Consider the following 19,616-nt stretch of genomic DNA (forward strand, 5'->3'; position numbering starts at 1 on the left):
TCTCCTCTCTAGCGAATCATGCCTGCCTGACGAAATACCTGGAACACAATGGACTCAAGTGTTTGCTCGGCCTCGACAGCCACACAAGTAATCCCTCTACCGTAAGCAAAAGTGGTCAGCTCCTGCTGGTATTCCGCAAGACTTTTCCGATACTCTTCCATGATGAGACCCGTTACGGACACCTCTTTTGCCTGGCGAGTCTCGGAATCTATCAATCGCAGCTCCCCCTGATAGGCTGGCTGCAGCTCTTCCTGTGAAAGCACTTGAACCAGCACCACCTCTTGACGGGAAGCCTGCAAATAAGCAATTCCTGGTGAGTAGCCCGACTCGAACAAAAAGTCCGACAGCACAATTGAAATGCCTGGTTTGCCATGCACGGCACCTGGCAGACGCATCGCTGTATTCAAATCACCTGTCCCGCCCTCTTTTAGTGAAGATAAAAAGCTGAGGAGTCGGTGTGCCTGTTTTTTTCCTTGCAAGCCTTGTAGTGCTGCAGTGATTTGACTGTCAAAGGCAAACACAGAGACATGATCCAGATTGCATAAGGACAAATACCCAAGTGCCGCAGCAATTTGAATGGCCCGCTCCATTTTTCCCGGCTGTCCATAGCCCATCGAACGACTGCAGTCAATATACAGCGTGACGTGAAGCTCTGTCTCATCCAAATACTTTTTCAAAAAGAGCTTTCCTGAACGTGCGTAGGCATTCCAATCGAGCTGGCGCAGATCGTCTCCGGGAACATACGCCCGGTAATCGGCAAATTCCATCGAGCTGCCCAGCTGTCTTGCCCGCCGTCCTCCAGCATGACTGCCGCTGACGAGTCTTCTCGTAGCCATTTGCATCCGTTCCAGTTTTGCCAGCCACGACGGGTCAAGCAGGTGCTGACTCATATCTTTCTGCTCTCCAGTCCCTGCAAAATATCGCGGACAATAAGATCAGGACGGATGCCATTTGCCTCTCCTTCAAAATTGAGGAAAATTCGATGTCGCAGGGCTGGCAAGGCTACTGCCTCCACATCCTCGTACGCCAAATTGTAGCGACCCGAAAGCAAGGCGCGCACCTTTGCCAGCGCTACCATCGCTTGTACGCCACGTGGACCTGCTCCGTTACGCACATATTGATTGACGGATGGCACTGCCTGTTCTCCCGGATGGGTCGCCAAGAGCAGCCCGACAGCATAACCAAGCACCGCATCTGCTACCAGTACATCGCGCGCCGCCTGCTGAATTTCCGCAATCTGCTCAGCAGACGCAACCTTTTCCACATGTGTGGCTTGCCCGGTCGTCGTCCTTTGCACAATTGCTTTTAACTCTTCTTCGGTCGGATACGGCACGTCAATCTTTAGTAAAAAGCGGTCCATCTGCGCCTCTGGCAGTGGATAAGTACCTTCTTGCTCCAACGGGTTTTGTGTTGCCAAAACAAAAAATGGAGCAGGCAGGGACCGTGTGACGCCTCCGGCAGAAACGGTCCGCTCCTGCATCGCTTCCAAAAGCGCACTCTGTGTCTTCGGCGTCGCCCGATTTATTTCGTCAGCGAGCACGACATGAGCAAAAATCGGCCCTTTTTGAAACTGGAACGATTGCTGCCCGGACTCGTCAACGAGCAAAATATTCGTTCCCGTAATATCTGTCGGCATCAAGTCGGGTGTAAACTGGATCCGTTGAAACGACAGCTCAAACGCCTGCGAAAGCGTACGCACTAGAAGCGTTTTCCCCAAACCGGGCACACCTTCTAGCAGCGCGTGGCCACCAGCAAATACCGCCCAGAGGAGCTGTTCCACGACGTCTTTTTGTCCTACCATCACTTTCCCAATCTCTTGTCTGACGAGCTCCACTCGTTGCAGACAATCCTCCAAGGTTTGCTGCGCCATAGCCGCGTCCCCTCCTTTTTATCTATCTGATCCCATTTAAGTGCGTGTTCAAAAAGTTGGCTTTTCAGCACCGAGAAAATGACGAGAACTGTACGAAGGAGGAGCGGAATGTAGGTAAACTACATGAGCACCGGACTTCGAAGGTGAGCGTCATTTCCGATGTCGAATAAGCATTCAGGACTCCATCGTGATCAAAAGACGACTTTTTGAACAACCTCTTTAAGGCTCAATGTTGCTAAAGTACTCCTTCACAATCTCTTGATAATCACCAGGAATGCTGCTTTTCTCCATACTCTCACGGGCAAACTCCTCATACTGTCCGTACACTTCCTCGTACGGCAATGCACTTCCCGATGATACCTGCGTATTGCCGCTTTGCTGGGATTGCGACGGTCCCGCACCCAAAGGTCCGCCAACGGTTTCAGACGGTCCATTCTCACCGCCGATGCGGTTGGAAGGAATCGTCACCAGCTCATGGTTCCCTGCGCCCAATCCGGCTCCTGAGCCTCTACCAGCACCTGAACCATTACCAGAGCCGTTTCCAGAACCATTTCCTTGGCCAGCTCCATTTCCTTGACCGGAACCATTTCCTTGACCGCTGCCATTATTCCCTCCAGCAGGCTGGTTTGCAGGACCCGATCCCGGATTGGCATTGGCTGCTGTACTTGACGAAGGCTCTCCCGATGCAGGTACAGCCGAACCCGTGCCCGGAGTACCCGAAGCCGCTCCTGTTCCTGCCGTCCCGCTACTGCCTGCGGCACCTGCACTCGCCAGCGTCATCAGGGACTGCTGGAGAGAAGCTGCTGCATTGGCTGCTGCGAGCATTCCTTGCTGAGCCTGCTGCGCACCTGCCATCGCTTGCATGAGACTATCCTGCATCCCCGCCATCGCCTGTGGCGCCTGTCCCTGTGCTGTTTGCTCGGCAGCCTGCGCTAATTGATTTGCGATTTCTTTTAACTCTTCCGATTGTGCAGATTCGGCAGCTTTTTTTAATTGCTCCGCAGCCTTATCCAGCTCACTCGCCAGCTGCTCACGTTCTTTTGGCTCCATAGCTTCGAGCGCTTTCTCCATCTGCTTGAGGGCCTCCGCCATCTTTTCCCGGTCCCCGCTGCTCATCGCATCAGCCAAAGCGCGTGTCCCCTGCTGACTGCCCAAATTACGCTGAAGCTGTGCCAAAGCTGTCTGTTTTCGCTGTTCCGCTTCTCGCAACTTTTCCAACTGCTTTTCAGCAGCACGCAAAGCATTGAGCCGTTCTGCCGGATCATTCGCCTTTGCCAGCGTTTTCTTCGCTTCCTCCAGCATTTCCTCCAGCTGTTTTTTCTGCGCCTCGCTCATGGCCGGATTCGTTTTGGTTTCCTGTTTGATGGCCTCTACTTCCTTTTCAACCTGAGCCACCAGCTTTTGCTCCTCAGCGAGCTGGGCCAGTCTTATATCTTGCAGGTTGGGCCATAAAAGGAGCGCAAGAAATGCCACTCCCAATCCGCTAATGGCATATTTGTTTTTTTGCACAACAGCCCAGACGTGGATACTCTCTACAATTTGCGGGAGCTGCTTTCGCAAAAGTCGCTGTGCATCCTCTCTCTGCATCGCTGCTACAACAGACTTGTTTTCGCGGTTTTCCCAAGCCGTGGCTACGCGCTGCGCCAAGCCATTTTCATCTGCGACACGAGCGCTTTGCACTGTCGTTGGCTGCCTCCAAAATACGCTTGCTCCACCAATAACGAGCGACAACATAAACAAGCTGGATGCGATCCACGAATAATAAGGAATCGGCCATAGGCGAGCCAGGAGGAGAAGCAATACGCTCCCTCCCAGCCCCCACAAGCCGAAAACCGTCATTTGTCTAATGAAAACGCGAAGCGCCAATCTTTTGCGAATCGGCTCCAATAGCGACTGTAGCTCGTCGTTTGATTTTGTAGGAAACATGGCTTACTGCTCCACTTGAGCGGACCTGCGGAATCGTGGGCGCACTGGCTGAATGAGGTAGATAGCCAGAAGCAGGCAGACGACCGTAACCAGCACCAAAAACAGGCAGTAATACCAAAACGGATCGATATTCAACAAGGAAAACTGTGTATTGTTCATTCTCGTTAAATCCCGTACAGGACCCTCTCCAAAAATATTCAGCATCGCAAACAGTGGATTGATGCTATGCAAAAGATCGGGCCAAAGCGGGAACGGAGATTGCGTAGCGTAATTCACTCTCCGTTGATAACGGATCAGCTCGCGAATGATCTCCGCCAGTATACTGGAGCCTATCGCATATCCGAAAACAAGTGCATAGGTGATGACGGTTGCAATTCCTGTCCGCTTGATGATCGTAGATAACAGTACACCGACACTGCCAATGCCAAACATCGTGATCACATAAAATCCGAACACCTTGAATAATTGCCCCGGCGAAATTCCTCCGTACAAAAAGACAATGGCGTACAACGGAATCGTCGAAAAGACAAGAAAGGTCATAAAGCTGAGTGAAGCAAGCCATTTTCCAAGGATCAGTCTGGTCGCACTCACGTTGGTGGTGAGCAAAATGCTCAACGTCTGCCGCTCACGCTCACCCGAGATGACACCTGCCGTCAGTCCCGGAACAACAAACCCGATCATCCCAAGCTGTAAAATCGACAAAATCATAAACAGCTCACGTGTCTGGTTGGGATTATAGTAAGTCCCACCATTTGTCTGCAAAAAAATGTAGAGCAGTGTCATCCCGCCAAGTGTTAGCAAGTACAGGAAAATGATCCACGGGGAGCGGTTCGTACGCATCCGCATTTTCCATTCATTGAACAATACAGGGTTGTGCAATCGCTTCAAAACGTTCATGAGCCCACCCCCTTCGTAATTTCCAGGAAGATTTCTTCCAGATCACCGACCGTCTCATTGAACGCGGCTACCGGAAAGCCTGCTACAGCCAGCTCACGCAGCAGTTCTACCTGCTGCTCGTCATTCCCGGAGAATCCGGCAACCACCCAGTTTCCTTCCCGCGTCACATTCGTGACCACAGGCAATGTGTGCAGATGAGTCATCGCCTCCTCCACCTGATCAAGCAGGCGGATACGCAAAATACGCTGCTCCTGCATTCTCGAGTAGATTTCATCTACACGTCCAAAGGCAACCAGATTGCCTTCCTCTACGATCCCGATTACGTCACACATCTCCGCCAGCTCCGGCAAAATATGCGAGGAGATAATAATTGTCTTGCCCATATCACGCAGCTCTTTTAAAATCTCCCGCAATTCAATCCGAGCTCGCGGGTCCAACCCAGAAGCAGGTTCGTCCAAGATGAGCACCTCGGGATTGTGTACAAGCGATCTTGCCAATCCCAAGCGCTGCTTCATCCCGCGGGATAACGAATCTACATACGCATCCCGTTTATGACTGAGATTGACCAGCTCCAGCAATTGGGGGATAATCTGTTTTCTTTCGGCAGCCGGGATATCGTAGTTGGCCCCGTAAAAATCCAGATATTCCTCTGCTGTCAAATTATCATAAACGCCGAAAAAGTCGGGCATGTATCCAATTAGCTTGCGGACTTCCTTTGGATGCTTCGTTACCTCGTAGCCGCCTACGTACGCCTTCCCACTCGTCGGCTCCAGAAGCGTAGCCAAAATCGACATCGTCGTTGATTTACCCGCCCCGTTCGGACCGACGAAGCCAAATACCGTTCCTTTTTCAATCTCCAGCGAAAGCCCCTTCAATGCCTCCATTTTGCCGTAGCGCTTTCGTAAATTTTGAATCTGAATCACGGATTGCTCACCTTCCCTTCCACACTGACATTCGGAATACCAATGTGGCGATGTTCACCAAACTGGTGGGCAAACTTGAGGCGAATGATTCCATCGGCAGATACAAAGCTCGCGGCCTTGTCTCCCGTCATGACGTTGTTGGTAAACACTTTCTCAAACGGCTCATATGCCTTGGTCCGCCAGTTGTATACTTCCTTGGCGAATGGCGTATTGTCATCCGACCACGTGTACAAATACAGATTAATGATGCTCAGCTTCTTTTCATCCTGGTACAGATTGATATCAAATGTGATATCTCCAGCAGGCAATCTGTAGCCGTCTCCCTCATCCTCTACTGGCACAGAGCTGCCCGACATCGTTACATCAAACGTACCTGCCGGATAATACACATGCCCGTCCTTGGACGGTTTTACCTGCAAGGCTGCAGTGATCAATGAGATGCTTTCGGATTTTACACGTTCATTTTGCACCGTCGACTCTACGACTGGCTGATCTGTCCAGCCTGCTAGCATGACTTCCGAATTCGACCCTCGTTTTTGCCAAAACTCCACCATGTCGAGCATGAGTTCTTCCCGTGATTGCTCACGAGGAGTCTGCTGCAAGCGCTGCGGCAGCAGCTGCGTAGCAAGACGCTGTCTCATATTGTTTCTCATTTGTGCGGATGGCTGGAAAGGCAAGTTCACTTCCACACTTGCACCTGGCGCCAATTCCGGAAACTCCTGTGTCTGTACACTTGTAGCAACCTTTACTTCTTTCAGCGCATATTTGGTTTTGTTTGTGATTGTCCCGCTCAAAGCACCGTTTGCGTAAGACAAATTGGAATCAATGGTTCCCGCATCCGGTATGGTTCTCTCAGATGCGACCTTGCGCATGGACCAAAACTCTACATCACGGAACTGAATCTCAGACTGGTCGGCCTGAATCGACGCCCAAATCTTTGGAATTTGATCTGTTCGTCGGCTCTCCAAAATCGGCTGAGATAATCCCGATCCTTTAATCGTCATCTTGTAATCGCCACTGCTTGGTACGAAAAATGCCGTAACTGCGTTCGCTCTCGCTTGTCCGTCATTTGTCAGCTGCACGAAGCCTGTCTGATGAACCATGACACCAGTGCCGCGCTGCATGGCACCAAAGGAGAAAATTCCGATTCCAGTTATAATCGCAAGCCCGGGGACGATGACCCACATGTAGCTCTGCTTGCGTTTGGCACGCAAAATAAAATACAAAACAGGTCCTGCAATCAAGGCGTAAACTCCGAAAAACACCGCAAACCAGCTTACCTCCGGAATTTTCAGTGCCGGGATTCGATCTGCTGCCTCCTGGAGTGGCCACAAACGATCAAGGCTGGTCAATCGAGAGGTATCCAGTGACGATCCAAAAGCTTTGATGAGCATATCCGCCCAGAAGCGTCCATTTCCACCCCAGCTTGCTACAGGCTCTTCCGCCAAATCGTAGGCAGCGTACAACACTTTGCCCTCGCCAGTGTTATGGACCGCAAACAAAGGTACTCCATTCTCAGCGTAAAGGACCTTTCCTTTTGTAATCGTACCTTGGCTGATGGTGAAGGGCGCATTCAGCTCGATCGGCTTGCTCTTATCGGCCAGCATGCTGGACAACGCGTTTACACTCGTCACCCCAGTTACTTCTACTGGGGATAAATCCGCCAGTTTTCCTGCTGTTTTCTTGTACTGCGCTCCCCCTGCCATCACGAGCAGACCGCCTGCTTTTGTCCAATCACGAATCGCTTGGATCTGCTGCTCGTTCAACGTGTCGAGCGCAAAATTGTTCAAAATGAGCATGTTGATCATTTTGAGCTGTGCTCCAGAGGCCGGAATCTGCTCCGGCTTCATCGGAAGCACTCTCACATCATAGGAAACGACATTCTTGGGCAGCACTCCCAAGAAGTTGGCTGTATCCTGGCTTTGGGCGAGAACTCCAACCATCAACGTATCGTAGCTGTAGCGCTTTCCCCCTACAGGTGTTTGCGCGACAATCTTGTCGTTTTTCATCAATGCCACATATGTATTGCTATTCAGCTCCGAGCCGGGCACTGTAATCGTTACTTGCTTGGCGGCACCTTTTGCTATAGAAACAGGCTGATAATATCCTACAGAAAATTCATTGTTCCCCCGATCCCCCGTAGCCACCAACAGCTCACCCTCTATATCTGCCCCTCCGTTCGTCACAGTGACCTGAACAGGAACAATCCCGGTTTCCTTGTACTCTCCACCAATCCCTGCTATTACGGATAGTTGGATCGACTCCTCCGCATGGACGATGGTGGCCAGACTTCCAGGCCCTCCCGTCACGAGGAGAAGGAACGCAAACATGGCAATCAGCCATCTTTGGCACTTCGCCGTTTTCATTCGCTCTATACCTCCATGGACAGTTTCTATCAATACAGATCTGTCATTTTCATATAGTTAATGACGGAAAACAAGGAAAAAAAGCTACAGTTTATTTTGAAATGGGTATTTTGCAAGCAGGAACTCTCTTGATAAATGGAAAAGATATCCACATGATAAATCTTTCGTTGCGTAGATAAGGAGAAAAATAATGGACCCGTTTGTTTGGAGCTTGTGGGAGAATACCGAGCCTTTTGATCTGGGTGACTCGGGAGCTCGCCCTGGAGCATGGCGTGATCAAAAAGCGCTTTTTCTATCAAAAATCAATACCCCTGTCTTCCTTCGCAAGCCAGTGCCCTTTACTCATTACCGGCTGCAAGCCGAAGTCGCTATTCCTGAGCAAGTCGGTTTTGTCGGTCTTGTCTTTGGTGCCCGTGATTCGCAAAACTACGAGCTGGTTTACCTGGCGCCAGAAGAAATTCAATACGACCCGATTATGAACGGCTGTATGACCTGGCAAATTTACAACGGCCCACGCTATCAAAAGCCATATTCGTACCAAACTGGCGAGTGGCTAAAGCTGACGGTGGAGGTTCACCCAGAGGGAGCTGTTGTATATGCCGGTGAAGATGCGTGCCCACAGCTTGTCATCACAAGCCTCCAGCATGGCGGCTTACCGGGAAAAATAGGATTTTGGGGCTATTTACCCGTGTATATCCGTAACCTTTCCTTAGAAGAAATTCCATCGCACTCCTTTCCCCAGGTCGATGCGAAAGCAAGCACGCCTGGTGATTTCATAACGGACTGGATGATGTCAGAGCCTTATACGCCGAGTGATCAGCCCGCACGCATTAATAATTGGCAGCATGTCCGTGTGGAGGAAAACGGAACGTTGAACATCAATCGACTCTATAAAGCAGGACAAGGGACTGCCGTACAGGCAAAAAGCTCACTTACCTTTGATGCAGACACAGAAGCTACTCTCTCGATCGGCTTTAGCGACCATCTACGCATCTGGATCAACGAGGAGGAAATCTATCAAGGAGAATGGAGATGGAGCCCACCCGCAAGTGATGGTCGTATTCGGAGTAATCATGCCAGCTTTCCCGTTCGCTGGCAGGCTGGAGTGAACACCATCCGGGCAGAGCTTACCAATCGGGAATTTTTCGGCTGGGGTCTGTGTGTTCGGTCTGAGTCTTTCTGATCCAGCAAAAAAGCCACCTCTCATCATCGAGGTGGCTTCTGTCTTTTTCAGGCTATTTATGGAAAACGAGTTCATAGGCAGCATCATGGATTCGCGTCTGATCAAACATATCTGCAATCGCTTGGTGAACATGCGGTGGATATTCTGCCAATCGATGACATAAATACAGGAACCACTTCGTTCCATAGGTAAGATAGATACGTACCGGAATACCCTGCTCTCGCAGCGCAGCGGCTAGCTCTGGACGAACCCCGTACAACAGCTCCATTTCCACATGTGCTCTCGATACATATTCTCGCTGCGCCAGTGCTTCGACCAACCATTGGTCATGAGTGGCGAAGGAGCATGGCACTCCTGCCTGCACACAAATATCTGCGAGCTGCAAATAGCGTTCATTCAGCTCTTGTGAGCGCGGCTGCGCTATCTCTTGTGGCTCCATGAACGCGCCTTTGACCAGGCGAACCTTTCCCGGCAATTTTACTACCCTTGTTATATCCTCCAGCGAGCGGTGCAAATGCGCTTGAATCGTAATCCCTACATTTTCGTGACGCTGTGCCAACCGCTCATACATACTCACAATCGCTTCCGTCTTTACCGATTCCTCCATGCTGATCATCAAATATTGACCTGACTTCCTGGCCTCTTCAGCCATTTCGTCTACGTGTGCGTAAGCCAGCTCTGGATCAACAAGCAGTCCCAAATGAGACAGGTCAAATGAGATACCCGCTGATACCCCCAGTTTTTCGCAATCTTTTATCAAAGCGAGAAATTCCTGCTTCACCTGTTTTGTGTCATCTGCCTCCATCGTATTTTCACCAATCTGCTCGACAGACAGTCGATACCCCTTGTTCGTCATTCTATAGGCTACCGCCATCGCTTCCTCGCGGGTTTCGCCTGTCACATAGCGCTTCGCTGCTGCCAGCAGCAACGGATAGAGCTGCGGCGAATGCAATACGGCCTCCTTGATGCGCTCGTCACGCGCGATCGTTCGCAAAATGTGAGCGGTTTGCTGCTCATCAACGGTCATTTCGACTCGCTCCTTTTCTCATGGCATTGTCTTCTCTTTCTTCACCGTACCATGATAAGCTGGAGACAATTAGATCCAGTTCGGGCTCATTTGAATAGGACCAGTTTGGCTAGGAGGCTGCCACGTTTTGCTTTGGATGAATATTGATCGTGAGAAACCGATGTCGTTGATCAGACAGCTCTATACAGAAATTCGCACCAAAATATTATTTGGCGAGATTACTGCCGGATACAAGCTCCCCTCCACGCGCAGCTTGGCAAATGAACTGCAGGTTTCCCGGAACGTCGTGGTGGAAGCCTATGAACAGCTTTTAGCAGAAGGCTATATCGAAAGCATGCAGGGCTCTGGTTATTTCGTTGCCTCAGGCGTCTATTTGGAGCAGCATGCGCGAAGCTTAAGCCAAGCATACCCACAGCCAAAAAAATCAGAAGAAGAGTCGGGGCATGGATTCATTGATTTTCGTTCCGGAGTCCCCGCACTGGAGCTTTTTCCACGAACGACATGGGGAAAAATGGTGCAGCGAGTCTGTCAGGAGGCACCTGCTATCGCCTTTGGGTACGGCCGACCAGAGGGCAAGCAGGAGCTGCGTGAGGTATTAAGCCGTTATTTATATCGCATGCGCGGTGTCAAGTGTGAGCCTGAGCAGATTGTTATAACATCAGGTGCTACGCAAGCACTCTCATTAATTGCCAAAGTTCTGCTTGGTCCCGGCAGTATCGTACAGATGGAAGATCCGATAACACAGGATATTCAAACCATCTTCCGCTCGGCGGGTGCTACCATCCAGCCTATAGCTGCAGATGCATACGGCATGGTGATGGAGGATTTGCCTTCCCCTGTACACACAGCTCCCAGCTTCGTCTTTGTCACACCGTCGCATCAATTTCCTTTGGGCGGAACATTGCCGATCCAGCGCCGAATCCAGCTTATTTCACATGCTCGCGAGATGGACTGCTACATTGTAGAGGATGACTATGACAGTGAGTTCCGTTATGAAAGTGCACCGATCAGCGCGATTCAAGGATTAGCCCCGGAGCGCGTGATCTACATCGGCTCGTTCAGCAAAATCTTGTCTCCTGGTCTGCGCCTCGGTTATCTCGTTCTCCCGTCCTCCCTGGTCAAACAGTATCAGGAGGCAAAATGGTTCACCGACTTGCATACCTCTACACTCGATCAGCTCGCACTCTGTCATTTTATTGAAGAAGGTCATCTGGAAAAATACATTAGCCGCGTGAAAAAGCTGTACAAAAAGCGCCGAAAATGCCTGACAGATGCGCTTCGCGACGCGTTTGGGGAAAAGGTGTGCATATGGGGGGAGTCCGCTGGATTGCATATTGTCGCAGCTTTTGCAGGGATTGCGTTTACACCCGAGCGTTTTGCCGCTTTGGAACAGGGTGGCGTACGTCTCTATCCAGTGGAGGAGCATGCTATTATCAGAGGCAAGCATGACGATAAAGTCATCATCGGATACGGGAATGTTTCTGAAGAAAATATTGTGGAAGGCGTGCGCAAAATGAAATCGATATTGGCTGTGTAGCTTTCTTGAAATTCTGCAAATAAAAAGAACCAAATCCCTGAAACTAGCGGACTTGGTTCTTTGTTCATTTCCTTCTTTATAAGGGATAGATTAGTAGTTTCGACGACCCCGACAACATTCTGGTGGGCAATTCCGACAGTAGTCTGGACATCTGTATCTATGATCCCAACCATGACCGCTTCCTTGGCCATGGCCCCAACCTGGAGGGTGTGGATACCCTGGTCCTTGCTGAGATGGATAATAAGAAGAACGCCCGTAAGAAGATTGACCATAGGAAGACCGGCCATAGAACGAAGATTGCGATGACGGCCACTGCGCACTCGGATAATACATGCTGTCGCCCTCTTTCCTCGTATTTTTGATGACTATATGTGTATATGCAAAGGTGGCATTTACCTGCATAGACTCTTGACATCATTCAACGGAAAATAGGTATCTACCTACGTTTTCTATCAATTCCTGCCTACTTACATTTGCCCGCAATAGACCAAAATCAGGTTATCCTGCGTGTCTTTCGCCTATAAAACGCGGCAGGAAAAACAACGGATAGATCAACAAGTACAAATTGGGAATCCACCAGCCCCAATCAAAGTCAGCTTTGAACGCCCAAAATGCGATGGCCTGCAAGCCTGAGCAAAACGTAAGCACCAGCGAGAGTAATGCCAGCTGCTGCCAATTTTTCTTTCCTTTGTGATAGGCATGCAGGCTGGCAAATCCGGTAATCGATATAATAATGTCCAGCGGAAAAAACGACAGGTTCCAGGCAACCAAATTCGCATTGGTGTAATCCTGATACATGTATTCCTTTGGGAGTACTTCCAAAAAAGTGACCAGCCAGTAAATAATAAACCCGACATCCGTTAGCCAAAAAAATGGACTCAGTCGTCTCATCGTTCCGTTCATTTGGCTGCCATTCCCGTATCCTGTGGCAGCTTTGCTGCCTGCTGTCCATGCGCTCCGTCCCCGAGATTCAATAACACACAGCCTGCGATGATCAGTCCGACTGCAATGACCTTTTTAACCGTGAACGCATCCTTGAATACAATTACCCCAATAATCGCCACGATGGCTGTGCCGAGTCCCGACCAGATCGCGTAAGCAATCCCAACCTCCATCTCTTTGAGCGCCATGCTCAGTGACGAAAAGCATAACACATAGAAAATAAACATCATGATGCTCGGGACTGGCTTGCTAAGCCCCTCAGACAGCTTCATCGAGGTCGTGCCTGCTACTTCCAGCAAGATAGCCAGCAACAAATAAATCCAGCTCGTCATTTCTTGCCCTCCTCTCCTGTTTTTGTCGCCAAGACTCCGCCCAGTAAAATATCGATCATGGCATCTAAGGCTTCACTGATCGTCATTTGAGGGTTGCTTGCGGTTTGCTGATCAATCAACTGCTCGATGCCCCCTGTGTACATCTGAATCAGGACAGGCAGTTGAATTTTGCGGAAAATTCCTTGTTCTACACCTTGCTCCAGAATGATCCGAACATGCTCCCACTCTTGGCGGTTGAATTCTTCAATCAGCTTCCACTGCTCAGGATAGTACCGCTTCAGCTCAAACCATACGCGCAAATCCGTGCGGGCAAAGCTGTTTGGCACCAAGGCCAACAGCTGCCTCATTTTCTCGGCAAGATCCATTTGGCGATCGTGCAAAATCTGATCCTCGCGCTCTCGTATATCCTGAAGACTATCTTCGATGACGTTTGTGATCAGCGCTTCCTTGGACGGGAAATAGGTATACAAGGTCTTCGTACTCATCGCAGCACGACGTGCCAAATCTGACATCGTGAACCGCACGCCCCGCGCCTCTATCTCCTGAATCGCACACTGAATAATCCGCTCTTGCATGTGCGTATGACACTCCCTTTCGAAAACAAGGAAAATATTTTGTTTTCTATATTTTCCACCAACCGCTTTCGTTTGTCAACTCCCCCCAAACCACGCCTGATAAAGCACTTCGACCCCCTGTTCGATCTGTTCCAAGGGAATACCCGCAAATCCGAGAAAAAACTCCTTGGGCATCACCGCTGGAGGCAACAACCACGTAAACGAGGCAGAGGATGTCCTCACGCCAGCTTGTATCGCGAGCTGCTTTAGCTCAGCTTCACTTTTCTCTGAATTCACCCGCAGCAGTACGTGAAACCCCGCATCTTTACCAATTACGCTGGCACGATCACCAAAATGCTTTTGGATCGCATCGAGTAGAGCATCATGCTTTTTGCGATAATGACTGCGCATTTTCCGGACATGCTTTTCTAATAATCCCTTTTCCATAAATGCTTGTAAGGTTCGCTGATGCAGCCGAGACGCGGATTGCTCCAAAAGTGTCGCTCGAAGCAGATTGTAGTAGCTCTCCTGTAGCTTCTCGGGCAAAACCATATACCAGACACCAATAGCCGGAGCCAGCACTTGAGCAAACCCGCCCATGTAAATGACGTTGGCATTTGGCATCAGTCCTTGCAGCGAAGGGATTGGCCTTCCATGATAGCGAAACTCTCCGTCATAATCGTCCTCGATGATATATCCCGACACTGTTTGTGCCCACTCCAGCAGCTGCAAACGTTTGGACACGGGCATGATCATCCCGCGTGGGTATTGATGGGAAGGTGACACGACAGCCAGCCGAGCATCGGCTTCATACAGCTCGCTGATGCTTATTCCGTCTTCTTCAAGCGATATCGGAACTACCTCGTACCCATGCTGACGAAATGTATTGGCATACAGCAAATATCCCGGGTTCTCCACCGCAACCTGCTGCAGTTCATGCCCGAGCAGCAGACTAATCAGCGAGAGCAATCCAAATTGGTCTGCCCCAATCACAATTTGATCCGGCGTGCAAGCTACACCGCGATACCTCTGGAGATAGTCTGCTATTTGCTCGCGCAGACCAGGCTCCCCCTGAGGATCGCCATAAAAAAGGTCCTCCTGCTGCTCCATGCGCAGTGTTTGATGGTAGAGTCGACGCCAATCCGTGTATGGAAAAAGCGTGAAATCATTTTCGGACATGTGAAAGTCGTACTGATACTTCTTGTCATCACGCAGGAGAGGGCGTCTGCCCTGAACAACCCCGTTTACGTCGACCCCCGATCTTACCTCTGGATCAGGCAGCGCCTCGACAAAGTATCCGCTGCGTGGCTTGCTCTGGATAAATCCTTCGGCTAAAAGCTGCTGATAAGCCATTTCTACCGGAGTTGTACTCAGCCCTAGCAGATCAGCCAGCTTGCGGACCGAGGGCAGCCGAGTATGCTCCGTCAGTTTGCCTGCGACAATTTCATTTTTAATCGCGGTGTAGAGCTGTACGTACTGAGGTTCATTTCCGTCCTCATTCCATTTCGGGGTCAGGAGCATATATCTTCCACCTCATCTGTCCTTTCATTTCTTGCAAAACTGCCTATTTTCAAGTATACACAGGTTCGTTATTCTAATAAAAATCATCACAAAAACAGGAGGACATCCCCATGTCTACACATGCGCATACAAATTCCCCGGTCCGTTTTTTGGAAGGAAACAGGGTCTATCTGCGACCGGTTGGTCAGGAAGATAGCGAGTTTTACTACCGTTCCTTATACAGCAAGGAAACACGCAAGCTGACTGGAACGCAAAAGCACTACACACACGAGCAGATCCAGCAGTACATCGAGAGCAAAGGACAGGACTCTGCGAGTGTTTTGCTTTTGATTGCACTTTGCGAGAACGATCAGGTCATTGGCGATATCCAGATCGGCGACATTGATACATTCAACCGCAGTGCATTTATCCGAATCGCTATCGATCAGTCTGCCTATCAAGGAAAAGGGTACGGGAGCGAAGCCATGGTGCTGATGCTGGACTACGGCTTTGGCATTCTCAACCTGCACCGGATCGAGCTGAATGTTTTCTCCTACAATGAACGTGCAATTCACACCTATGAAAAGCTCGGCTTTGTACGGGAAGGCGTCCAGAGACAGGCGCTGTATTACGACCACGCGTACCATGACTCCATCCTCATGTCCATACTGGCTGAAGAGTATCGGGCGAAATATGGAAAATAGAGAAGGCATGGCACGCGTTGCTCCACCAGCCAGCCCATACAAAATTAGCCCTTAGGCAGATTCCTAAGGGCTTTTTCTACAGTTTATCCAGCTATTCACTTTGCTCGTCTCCCGACCAATCAAACAACCCGGACAAAAGAGCATCCTCCTCTGCACCAATGCCCTGTGCCTGTGTCTTTGCCTCCAGCCGCTCCATTCGCTTTTGATAGGCAAGCGCGTCTTCCTTGGACCTGTTGCGCAACAGGCTTCCCCGCTTCTTCCACTGCTCGTAGGCTTGCCGCGTATAATGGAGCGCTTTTTCCCAATCTCTGAACTGATGCTCGCATACCTTGGCTGCCTCGATGTATACCTCTTCCGGGACATAACTGCTCGATTCCATACAAGACTCCCAAACGTGCAGTGCCTGCTGATAGTCTTTTTGCTTTTTGTAGAGATGCCCGATGGCGAGTTTGGCCCGATTGCTCCACGAATGATTGCTGCCTGCAACAAGTCGGTAACCGTCCATGGCTGCCGCTTGATCACCCAGTGCTTCATACCATCTCGCAATCTCAAAGCGCTCCTCATGAGACACTGCTTCCCGCTCATGGTGGAGCAACAGCCGGGTCATGTGAATATAGAGCGTAATGAGAGACAGGACATCCGTCTCGTTATGGCGCAGCACACCTTCGATCACATCAGGGTCTTGTGAATGCAAAAAATCAAAATACCGCACAGGAGCCAGAAAGCCAGGCAAATCATCCTCGCGGAAAACATCCAGCTTTTCCTGCTCGATGATTCCCAGGCGGCATGACTCCAGCTCGGCCTTCCACAACCTTCTCGCTCCATGCAAAAGGTCCAAGTGTCCAAACGCAGGCAAAGCAGGGACCTGATCGCGAACGAGCGTATGCCTGGTCCGCACCTGTGGCCAGTCAAACGATTTCCCGTTAAACGTCACAAGATGCGAGGATTTCCCCGCTTGCTCCAAAAATGACTGGTATAACGTTACTTCTGCGTGCGGAGCAGGAAGGAAATGCTGCCGAACGACGACCTCTTCTCCTTCAATGCGACTGTAGCCCAAAAGAAACACCGTGTTGCCTGCCCCCCCGGATAGCCCTGTCGTTTCCGTGTCAAAAAACAGCAGGTCCTCTGGCTGTCTTCCTGCCGCAGATAGCGGATGGGCCTTTCCTGACGCTTCCCACGATGCAATCACATCATGCAGCGCGGAAAAGGCATACATCCCGTGCCGCTGCCTGATCGGATACCGGACCTCCCGGATCATGACATGCTCATCCTCCCAGAAGTACGGAGCAGCTTGCAGCTTTTCCCACCGATCTGCATACGGAATATCCGCCTCTTTCTCCTGTGCTGGGGTATCCATTTCTGTCGTTGCTGATAGCGGCTGAGTAGCCTGTTGCACCACAACTGCTTCGTGGGCAGACTCTGCTGGGGCGTGACCAACTGCTCCTGTCGCGGCCGTTTCTGCCAATTGTGAAGACGTTTTGTCCGTTTCCTTGACCAAGTGCCCCTTCATCCGTTGCAGCTTGGACTTAAGAGACATACGCGCTTCCTCCTTGCGCGACACGCAGCAAGGTCATGGCCAGCTCCTTGCTGCCGTCATCCGTTGCCCCTACACAAGACGGGCAGCCTGACTCGCATGGGCAAGAGACAATCATCCTCTCCGCCTGGGTAAGAATCATCTCCATCTCTTTGTACACCTGTTCGCTTAGCCCAATACCTCCAGGATAACGGTCATACAAGAAGATCGTCGGCTCCTGCGAATGAACGGCCTTGCGCTGCGGAATGACGTGCAAATCCATCGGGTCGCACATGACAAACAACGGAGCGACGTGCTGCAAAACATGCGCCAAGCCCACCAAGCCACGCTCTACGTCCTCTGTCCCGATTTCGGTAAGCAGCGATTCGGAAAAACCAATCCAGGCGGCATTTGTGTGCAGCTCTTCTTCTGGCAAATGAATCGGGCCAGAGCCAATGTTTTCATGCGTCTCGAATTTGATTTTTTTAAAGATCGTCGCCATTGCATGAACGGAAACCTCTCCGTAGGCAAAAGCGCTTTGGGCATGGCTGCGGTACTGATCCTGCTCCAGCACCTTGAGCTGGACAGCCAGATTGGCGTCCGTATAGTAGTCGACCTGCACTTCGCGGACATACGCTTTCTTTTCCTCGTAGTCGAGCTTTTCTACCTGAAATTGCGTGCCCTGATGCAAGTAAATGGCCTCGTCATGCAGCAGGGTCATCGAGCTGAACCGGTCCATTTCCCCGATTACTCGCTCATTGCCCCGCTCACTGATATCAATAATGACGACATTTTCCTGGGACGCTGAACGCAGGCTGATGTTATGTGCCGGAAAGGAATCGTTCATCCAGAACCATTTGCCCTTTGAAAAATGAAGCACCTGCTCCTCGGTCAAAAACTCCAGAATCTCCACGATCTCCGCCCGTCCAAAACGGTCCCCCTCGCGGAAAGGCAGCTCATAGGCGGCGCATTTGAGATGATCGACCAAAATGATCAGATTGTCCGGGTTGATCCGCGCTGTCTCCGGGCTGCGATCAAAAAAGTATTCAGGATGTGCGATGACGTATTGATCCAATGGCGTCGAGCTGCCGACCATTACGACCACTGACTCGCCCTGTCGTCTCCCCGCACGTCCTGCCTGCTGCCATGTACTTGCAACAGAACCCGGATACCCGGTAATGACACACGCTTGCAGCTGACCGATATCGACACCTAGCTCCAATGCATTCGTGCTGACGACACCCATGATATCACCGCTTCGCAGGCCACGTTCGATTTCGCGCCGTTGGCTGGGCAAATACCCGCCACGATAACCCTGAATCGTCTTGGGACCGAGCTTGCGTTTGATCAATTCCTGCAAATAGGTCAGCAATATCTCCACGCGCACGCGGCTTCTGGCAAACAAGATCGTCTGAATGCCATTGGTCAAAAACTGCTCGGTAATGTCGCGTGCCTCAAGTGTGGCGCTGCGCCGGATGTTCAGCTGCCGATTGACCACTGGCGGATTGTAGAAAACAAAATGCTTGGTTCCTGCTGGCGCCCCATTGTTGTCGACCAGCACCACTTGCTCTTCGGTCAACAGCTCCGCCAGCTCTTTTGGATTGGCGATCGTCGCCGAGGTGCAAATAAATTGCGGATGGCTGCCGTAAAAGGCACAGATGCGTTTCAAACGGCGAATCACATTGGCAACATGGCTGCCAAACACGCCTCGATACGTATGTAGCTCGTCGATGACGACATATTTCAGATGCTCAAAAAAGGAAACCCACTTGGTGTGATGCGGCAAAATAGCAGAATGGAGCATATCGGGGTTGGTAATCACGATATTTCCTGCTTTTCGGACCATCTGGCGTATATTTGCTGGGGTGTCCCCGTCGTATGTTTCCGATTTAATCGAAAGACCCATTTCGGAAATCAGTTCATGCAGCTCGGACTTTTGATCCTGTGCCAGTGCTTTGGTTGGAAACAGGTAGAGTGCGCGAGCCTGCGTATCCTCTGATAACGTCTGCAGGATCGGCAAATGATAGCACATGCTTTTTCCAGAAGCGGTAGGCGTTACTGCTACGATATGTTTTCCTTCGCGCACGTGGAGAAAGGAGGTTTCTTGGTGCGTGTATAACGAGGGTATTCCTCGTCTGACGAGTGCATCCTGTATGCGTGAATCCATTTCGAGTGGAAAAGGAACGGACTTTGCTTCGCGCGGAGGGATGACCTTCCAATGTGCAATGTTATCGCGAAAACGTTCTTCTGTTTTTAAATAATCCAGTACGGCAGACATGTCTTTTTTTCGATTCATCTTCGTCACCTTCTTGCCCTTATTGTACGAATAGGCGTTCGGGTTG

16 protein-coding genes are annotated in these 19,616 nt (G+C 50.7%); 3 read left to right on the forward strand and 13 right to left on the reverse strand.

The features are described from left to right. Nucleotides 1–8: 8 nt before the first annotated feature. The 6 genes from ADS79_RS28895 to ADS79_RS28920 all read right to left on the reverse strand — a co-directional run bounded on the left by ADS79_RS28895 (nucleotide 9) and on the right by ADS79_RS28920 (nucleotide 7,982). On the reverse strand, nucleotides 9–890 hold the full coding sequence (locus tag ADS79_RS28895; protein WP_049741904.1) for a DUF58 domain-containing protein: 882 nt from the start codon (nucleotides 888–890) through the stop codon (nucleotides 9–11). Next, complete coding sequence (locus ADS79_RS28900) at nucleotides 887–1,870, reverse strand: AAA family ATPase (RefSeq protein WP_049741905.1); 984 nt, start codon at nucleotides 1,868–1,870, stop codon at nucleotides 887–889. The genes ADS79_RS28895 and ADS79_RS28900 overlap by 4 nt, the downstream gene beginning before the upstream one ends. Nucleotides 1,871–2,089: 219 nt before the next feature. Then, nucleotides 2,090–3,796, reverse strand: coding sequence for a hypothetical protein (locus ADS79_RS28905; RefSeq protein ID WP_049741906.1), 1,707 nt, complete (start codon nucleotides 3,794–3,796; stop codon nucleotides 2,090–2,092). A gap of 3 nt (nucleotides 3,797–3,799) precedes the next feature. Beyond that, entirely contained in the window at nucleotides 3,800–4,693 is an 894-nt protein-coding gene (locus ADS79_RS28910) for an ABC transporter permease (protein ID WP_049741907.1), read from the reverse strand. Next, nucleotides 4,690–5,616 (reverse strand): ABC transporter ATP-binding protein, encoded by a 927-nt coding sequence (locus tag ADS79_RS28915; protein WP_049741908.1) that lies wholly within the window; start codon nucleotides 5,614–5,616, stop codon nucleotides 4,690–4,692. Before ADS79_RS28915 ends, ADS79_RS28910 begins: the two co-directional genes overlap by 4 nt. Beyond that, nucleotides 5,613–7,982, reverse strand: a complete 2,370-nt coding sequence (locus ADS79_RS28920) for a DUF7408 domain-containing protein (protein ID WP_049741909.1) — start codon at nucleotides 7,980–7,982, stop codon at nucleotides 5,613–5,615. Before ADS79_RS28920 ends, ADS79_RS28915 begins: the two co-directional genes overlap by 4 nt. 190 nt (nucleotides 7,983–8,172) lie before the next feature. Between ADS79_RS28920 and ADS79_RS28925 the strand changes: the two genes are divergently transcribed. Beyond that, the gene (locus tag ADS79_RS28925) at nucleotides 8,173–9,165 is read left to right on the forward strand and encodes a hypothetical protein (protein WP_049741910.1); all 993 of its coding nucleotides are present in this window, start codon (nucleotides 8,173–8,175) and stop codon (nucleotides 9,163–9,165) included. 52 nt (nucleotides 9,166–9,217) lie between these two features. Here ADS79_RS28925 and ADS79_RS28930 read toward each other — a convergent pair whose 3' ends face one another. Continuing rightward, a complete protein-coding gene (locus tag ADS79_RS28930; protein WP_049741911.1) occupies nucleotides 9,218–10,192 on the reverse strand; it encodes a proline dehydrogenase family protein in 975 nt (324 codons plus the stop codon). A gap of 127 nt (nucleotides 10,193–10,319) precedes the next feature. On the opposite strand from ADS79_RS28930, the gene pdxR (ADS79_RS28935) reads away from it, so the two are divergent. After that, on the forward strand, nucleotides 10,320–11,729 hold the full coding sequence (pdxR, locus tag ADS79_RS28935; RefSeq protein WP_049741912.1) for a MocR-like pyridoxine biosynthesis transcription factor PdxR: 1,410 nt from the start codon (nucleotides 10,320–10,322) through the stop codon (nucleotides 11,727–11,729). A gap of 498 nt (nucleotides 11,730–12,227) precedes the next feature. Here the strand turns inward: pdxR (ADS79_RS28935) and ADS79_RS28940 are convergent, their stop codons facing one another. The 4 genes from ADS79_RS28940 to pdxR (ADS79_RS28955) form a co-directional block, all read right to left on the reverse strand. Further along, entirely contained in the window at nucleotides 12,228–12,620 is a 393-nt protein-coding gene (locus tag ADS79_RS28940) for a YvaD family protein (protein WP_174769608.1), read from the reverse strand. Between the two features lie 8 nt (nucleotides 12,621–12,628). Next, entirely contained in the window at nucleotides 12,629–13,003 is a 375-nt protein-coding gene (locus ADS79_RS28945; RefSeq protein WP_049741914.1) for a DMT family transporter, read from the reverse strand. Then, complete coding sequence (locus tag ADS79_RS28950; RefSeq protein ID WP_049741915.1) at nucleotides 13,000–13,578, reverse strand: TetR/AcrR family transcriptional regulator; 579 nt, start codon at nucleotides 13,576–13,578, stop codon at nucleotides 13,000–13,002. The genes ADS79_RS28945 and ADS79_RS28950 overlap by 4 nt, the downstream gene beginning before the upstream one ends. Before the next feature lie 75 nt (nucleotides 13,579–13,653). Then, the gene (gene pdxR, locus ADS79_RS28955) at nucleotides 13,654–15,078 is read right to left on the reverse strand and encodes a MocR-like pyridoxine biosynthesis transcription factor PdxR (protein WP_049741916.1); all 1,425 of its coding nucleotides are present in this window, start codon (nucleotides 15,076–15,078) and stop codon (nucleotides 13,654–13,656) included. 110 nt (nucleotides 15,079–15,188) lie between these two features. On the opposite strand from pdxR (ADS79_RS28955), the gene ADS79_RS28960 reads away from it, so the two are divergent. Continuing rightward, on the forward strand, nucleotides 15,189–15,761 hold the full coding sequence (locus tag ADS79_RS28960; protein WP_049741917.1) for a GNAT family N-acetyltransferase: 573 nt from the start codon (nucleotides 15,189–15,191) through the stop codon (nucleotides 15,759–15,761). Between the two features lie 91 nt (nucleotides 15,762–15,852). Here ADS79_RS28960 and ADS79_RS28965 read toward each other — a convergent pair whose 3' ends face one another. After that, a complete protein-coding gene (locus ADS79_RS28965) occupies nucleotides 15,853–17,298 on the reverse strand; it encodes a ribonuclease H-like domain-containing protein (RefSeq protein WP_049741918.1) in 1,446 nt (481 codons plus the stop codon). Next, entirely contained in the window at nucleotides 17,288–19,570 is a 2,283-nt protein-coding gene (locus ADS79_RS28970) for a DEAD/DEAH box helicase (RefSeq protein ID WP_049741919.1), read from the reverse strand. Before ADS79_RS28970 ends, ADS79_RS28965 begins: the two co-directional genes overlap by 11 nt. Nucleotides 19,571–19,616: the final 46 nt, after the last annotated feature.

This window comes from Brevibacillus reuszeri (genome assembly GCF_001187725.1).
GTDB classification, from domain to species: Bacteria; Bacillota; Bacilli; order Brevibacillales; family Brevibacillaceae; genus Brevibacillus; species Brevibacillus reuszeri.

Bases quoted from the DNA above. Each gene is read 5' to 3' on its own strand.
- ADS79_RS28895 (WP_049741904.1), bottom strand. From the start codon at position 890: ATGAGTCAGCACCTGCTTGACCCGTCGTGGCTGGCAAAACTGGAACGG.
- ADS79_RS28900 (WP_049741905.1), bottom strand. From the start codon at position 1,870: ATGGCGCAGCAAACCTTGGAGGATTGTCTGCAACGAGTGGAGCTCGTC.
- ADS79_RS28905 (WP_049741906.1), bottom strand. From the start codon at position 3,796: ATGTTTCCTACAAAATCAAACGACGAGCTACAGTCGCTATTGGAGCCG.
- ADS79_RS28910 (WP_049741907.1), bottom strand. From the start codon at position 4,693: ATGAACGTTTTGAAGCGATTGCACAACCCTGTATTGTTCAATGAATGG.
- ADS79_RS28920 (WP_049741909.1), bottom strand. From the start codon at position 7,982: ATGAAAACGGCGAAGTGCCAAAGATGGCTGATTGCCATGTTTGCGTTC.
- ADS79_RS28925 (WP_049741910.1), top strand. From the start codon at position 8,173: ATGGACCCGTTTGTTTGGAGCTTGTGGGAGAATACCGAGCCTTTTGAT.
- ADS79_RS28930 (WP_049741911.1), bottom strand. From the start codon at position 10,192: ATGACCGTTGATGAGCAGCAAACCGCTCACATTTTGCGAACGATCGCG.
- ADS79_RS28940 (WP_174769608.1), bottom strand. From the start codon at position 12,620: ATGAGACGACTGAGTCCATTTTTTTGGCTAACGGATGTCGGGTTTATT.
- ADS79_RS28945 (WP_049741914.1), bottom strand. From the start codon at position 13,003: ATGACGAGCTGGATTTATTTGTTGCTGGCTATCTTGCTGGAAGTAGCA.
- ADS79_RS28950 (WP_049741915.1), bottom strand. From the start codon at position 13,578: ATGCAAGAGCGGATTATTCAGTGTGCGATTCAGGAGATAGAGGCGCGG.
- pdxR (WP_049741916.1), bottom strand. From the start codon at position 15,078: ATGCTCCTGACCCCGAAATGGAATGAGGACGGAAATGAACCTCAGTAC.
- ADS79_RS28960 (WP_049741917.1), top strand. From the start codon at position 15,189: ATGTCTACACATGCGCATACAAATTCCCCGGTCCGTTTTTTGGAAGGA.
- ADS79_RS28965 (WP_049741918.1), bottom strand. From the start codon at position 17,298: ATGTCTCTTAAGTCCAAGCTGCAACGGATGAAGGGGCACTTGGTCAAG.
- ADS79_RS28970 (WP_049741919.1), bottom strand. From the start codon at position 19,570: ATGAATCGAAAAAAAGACATGTCTGCCGTACTGGATTATTTAAAAACA.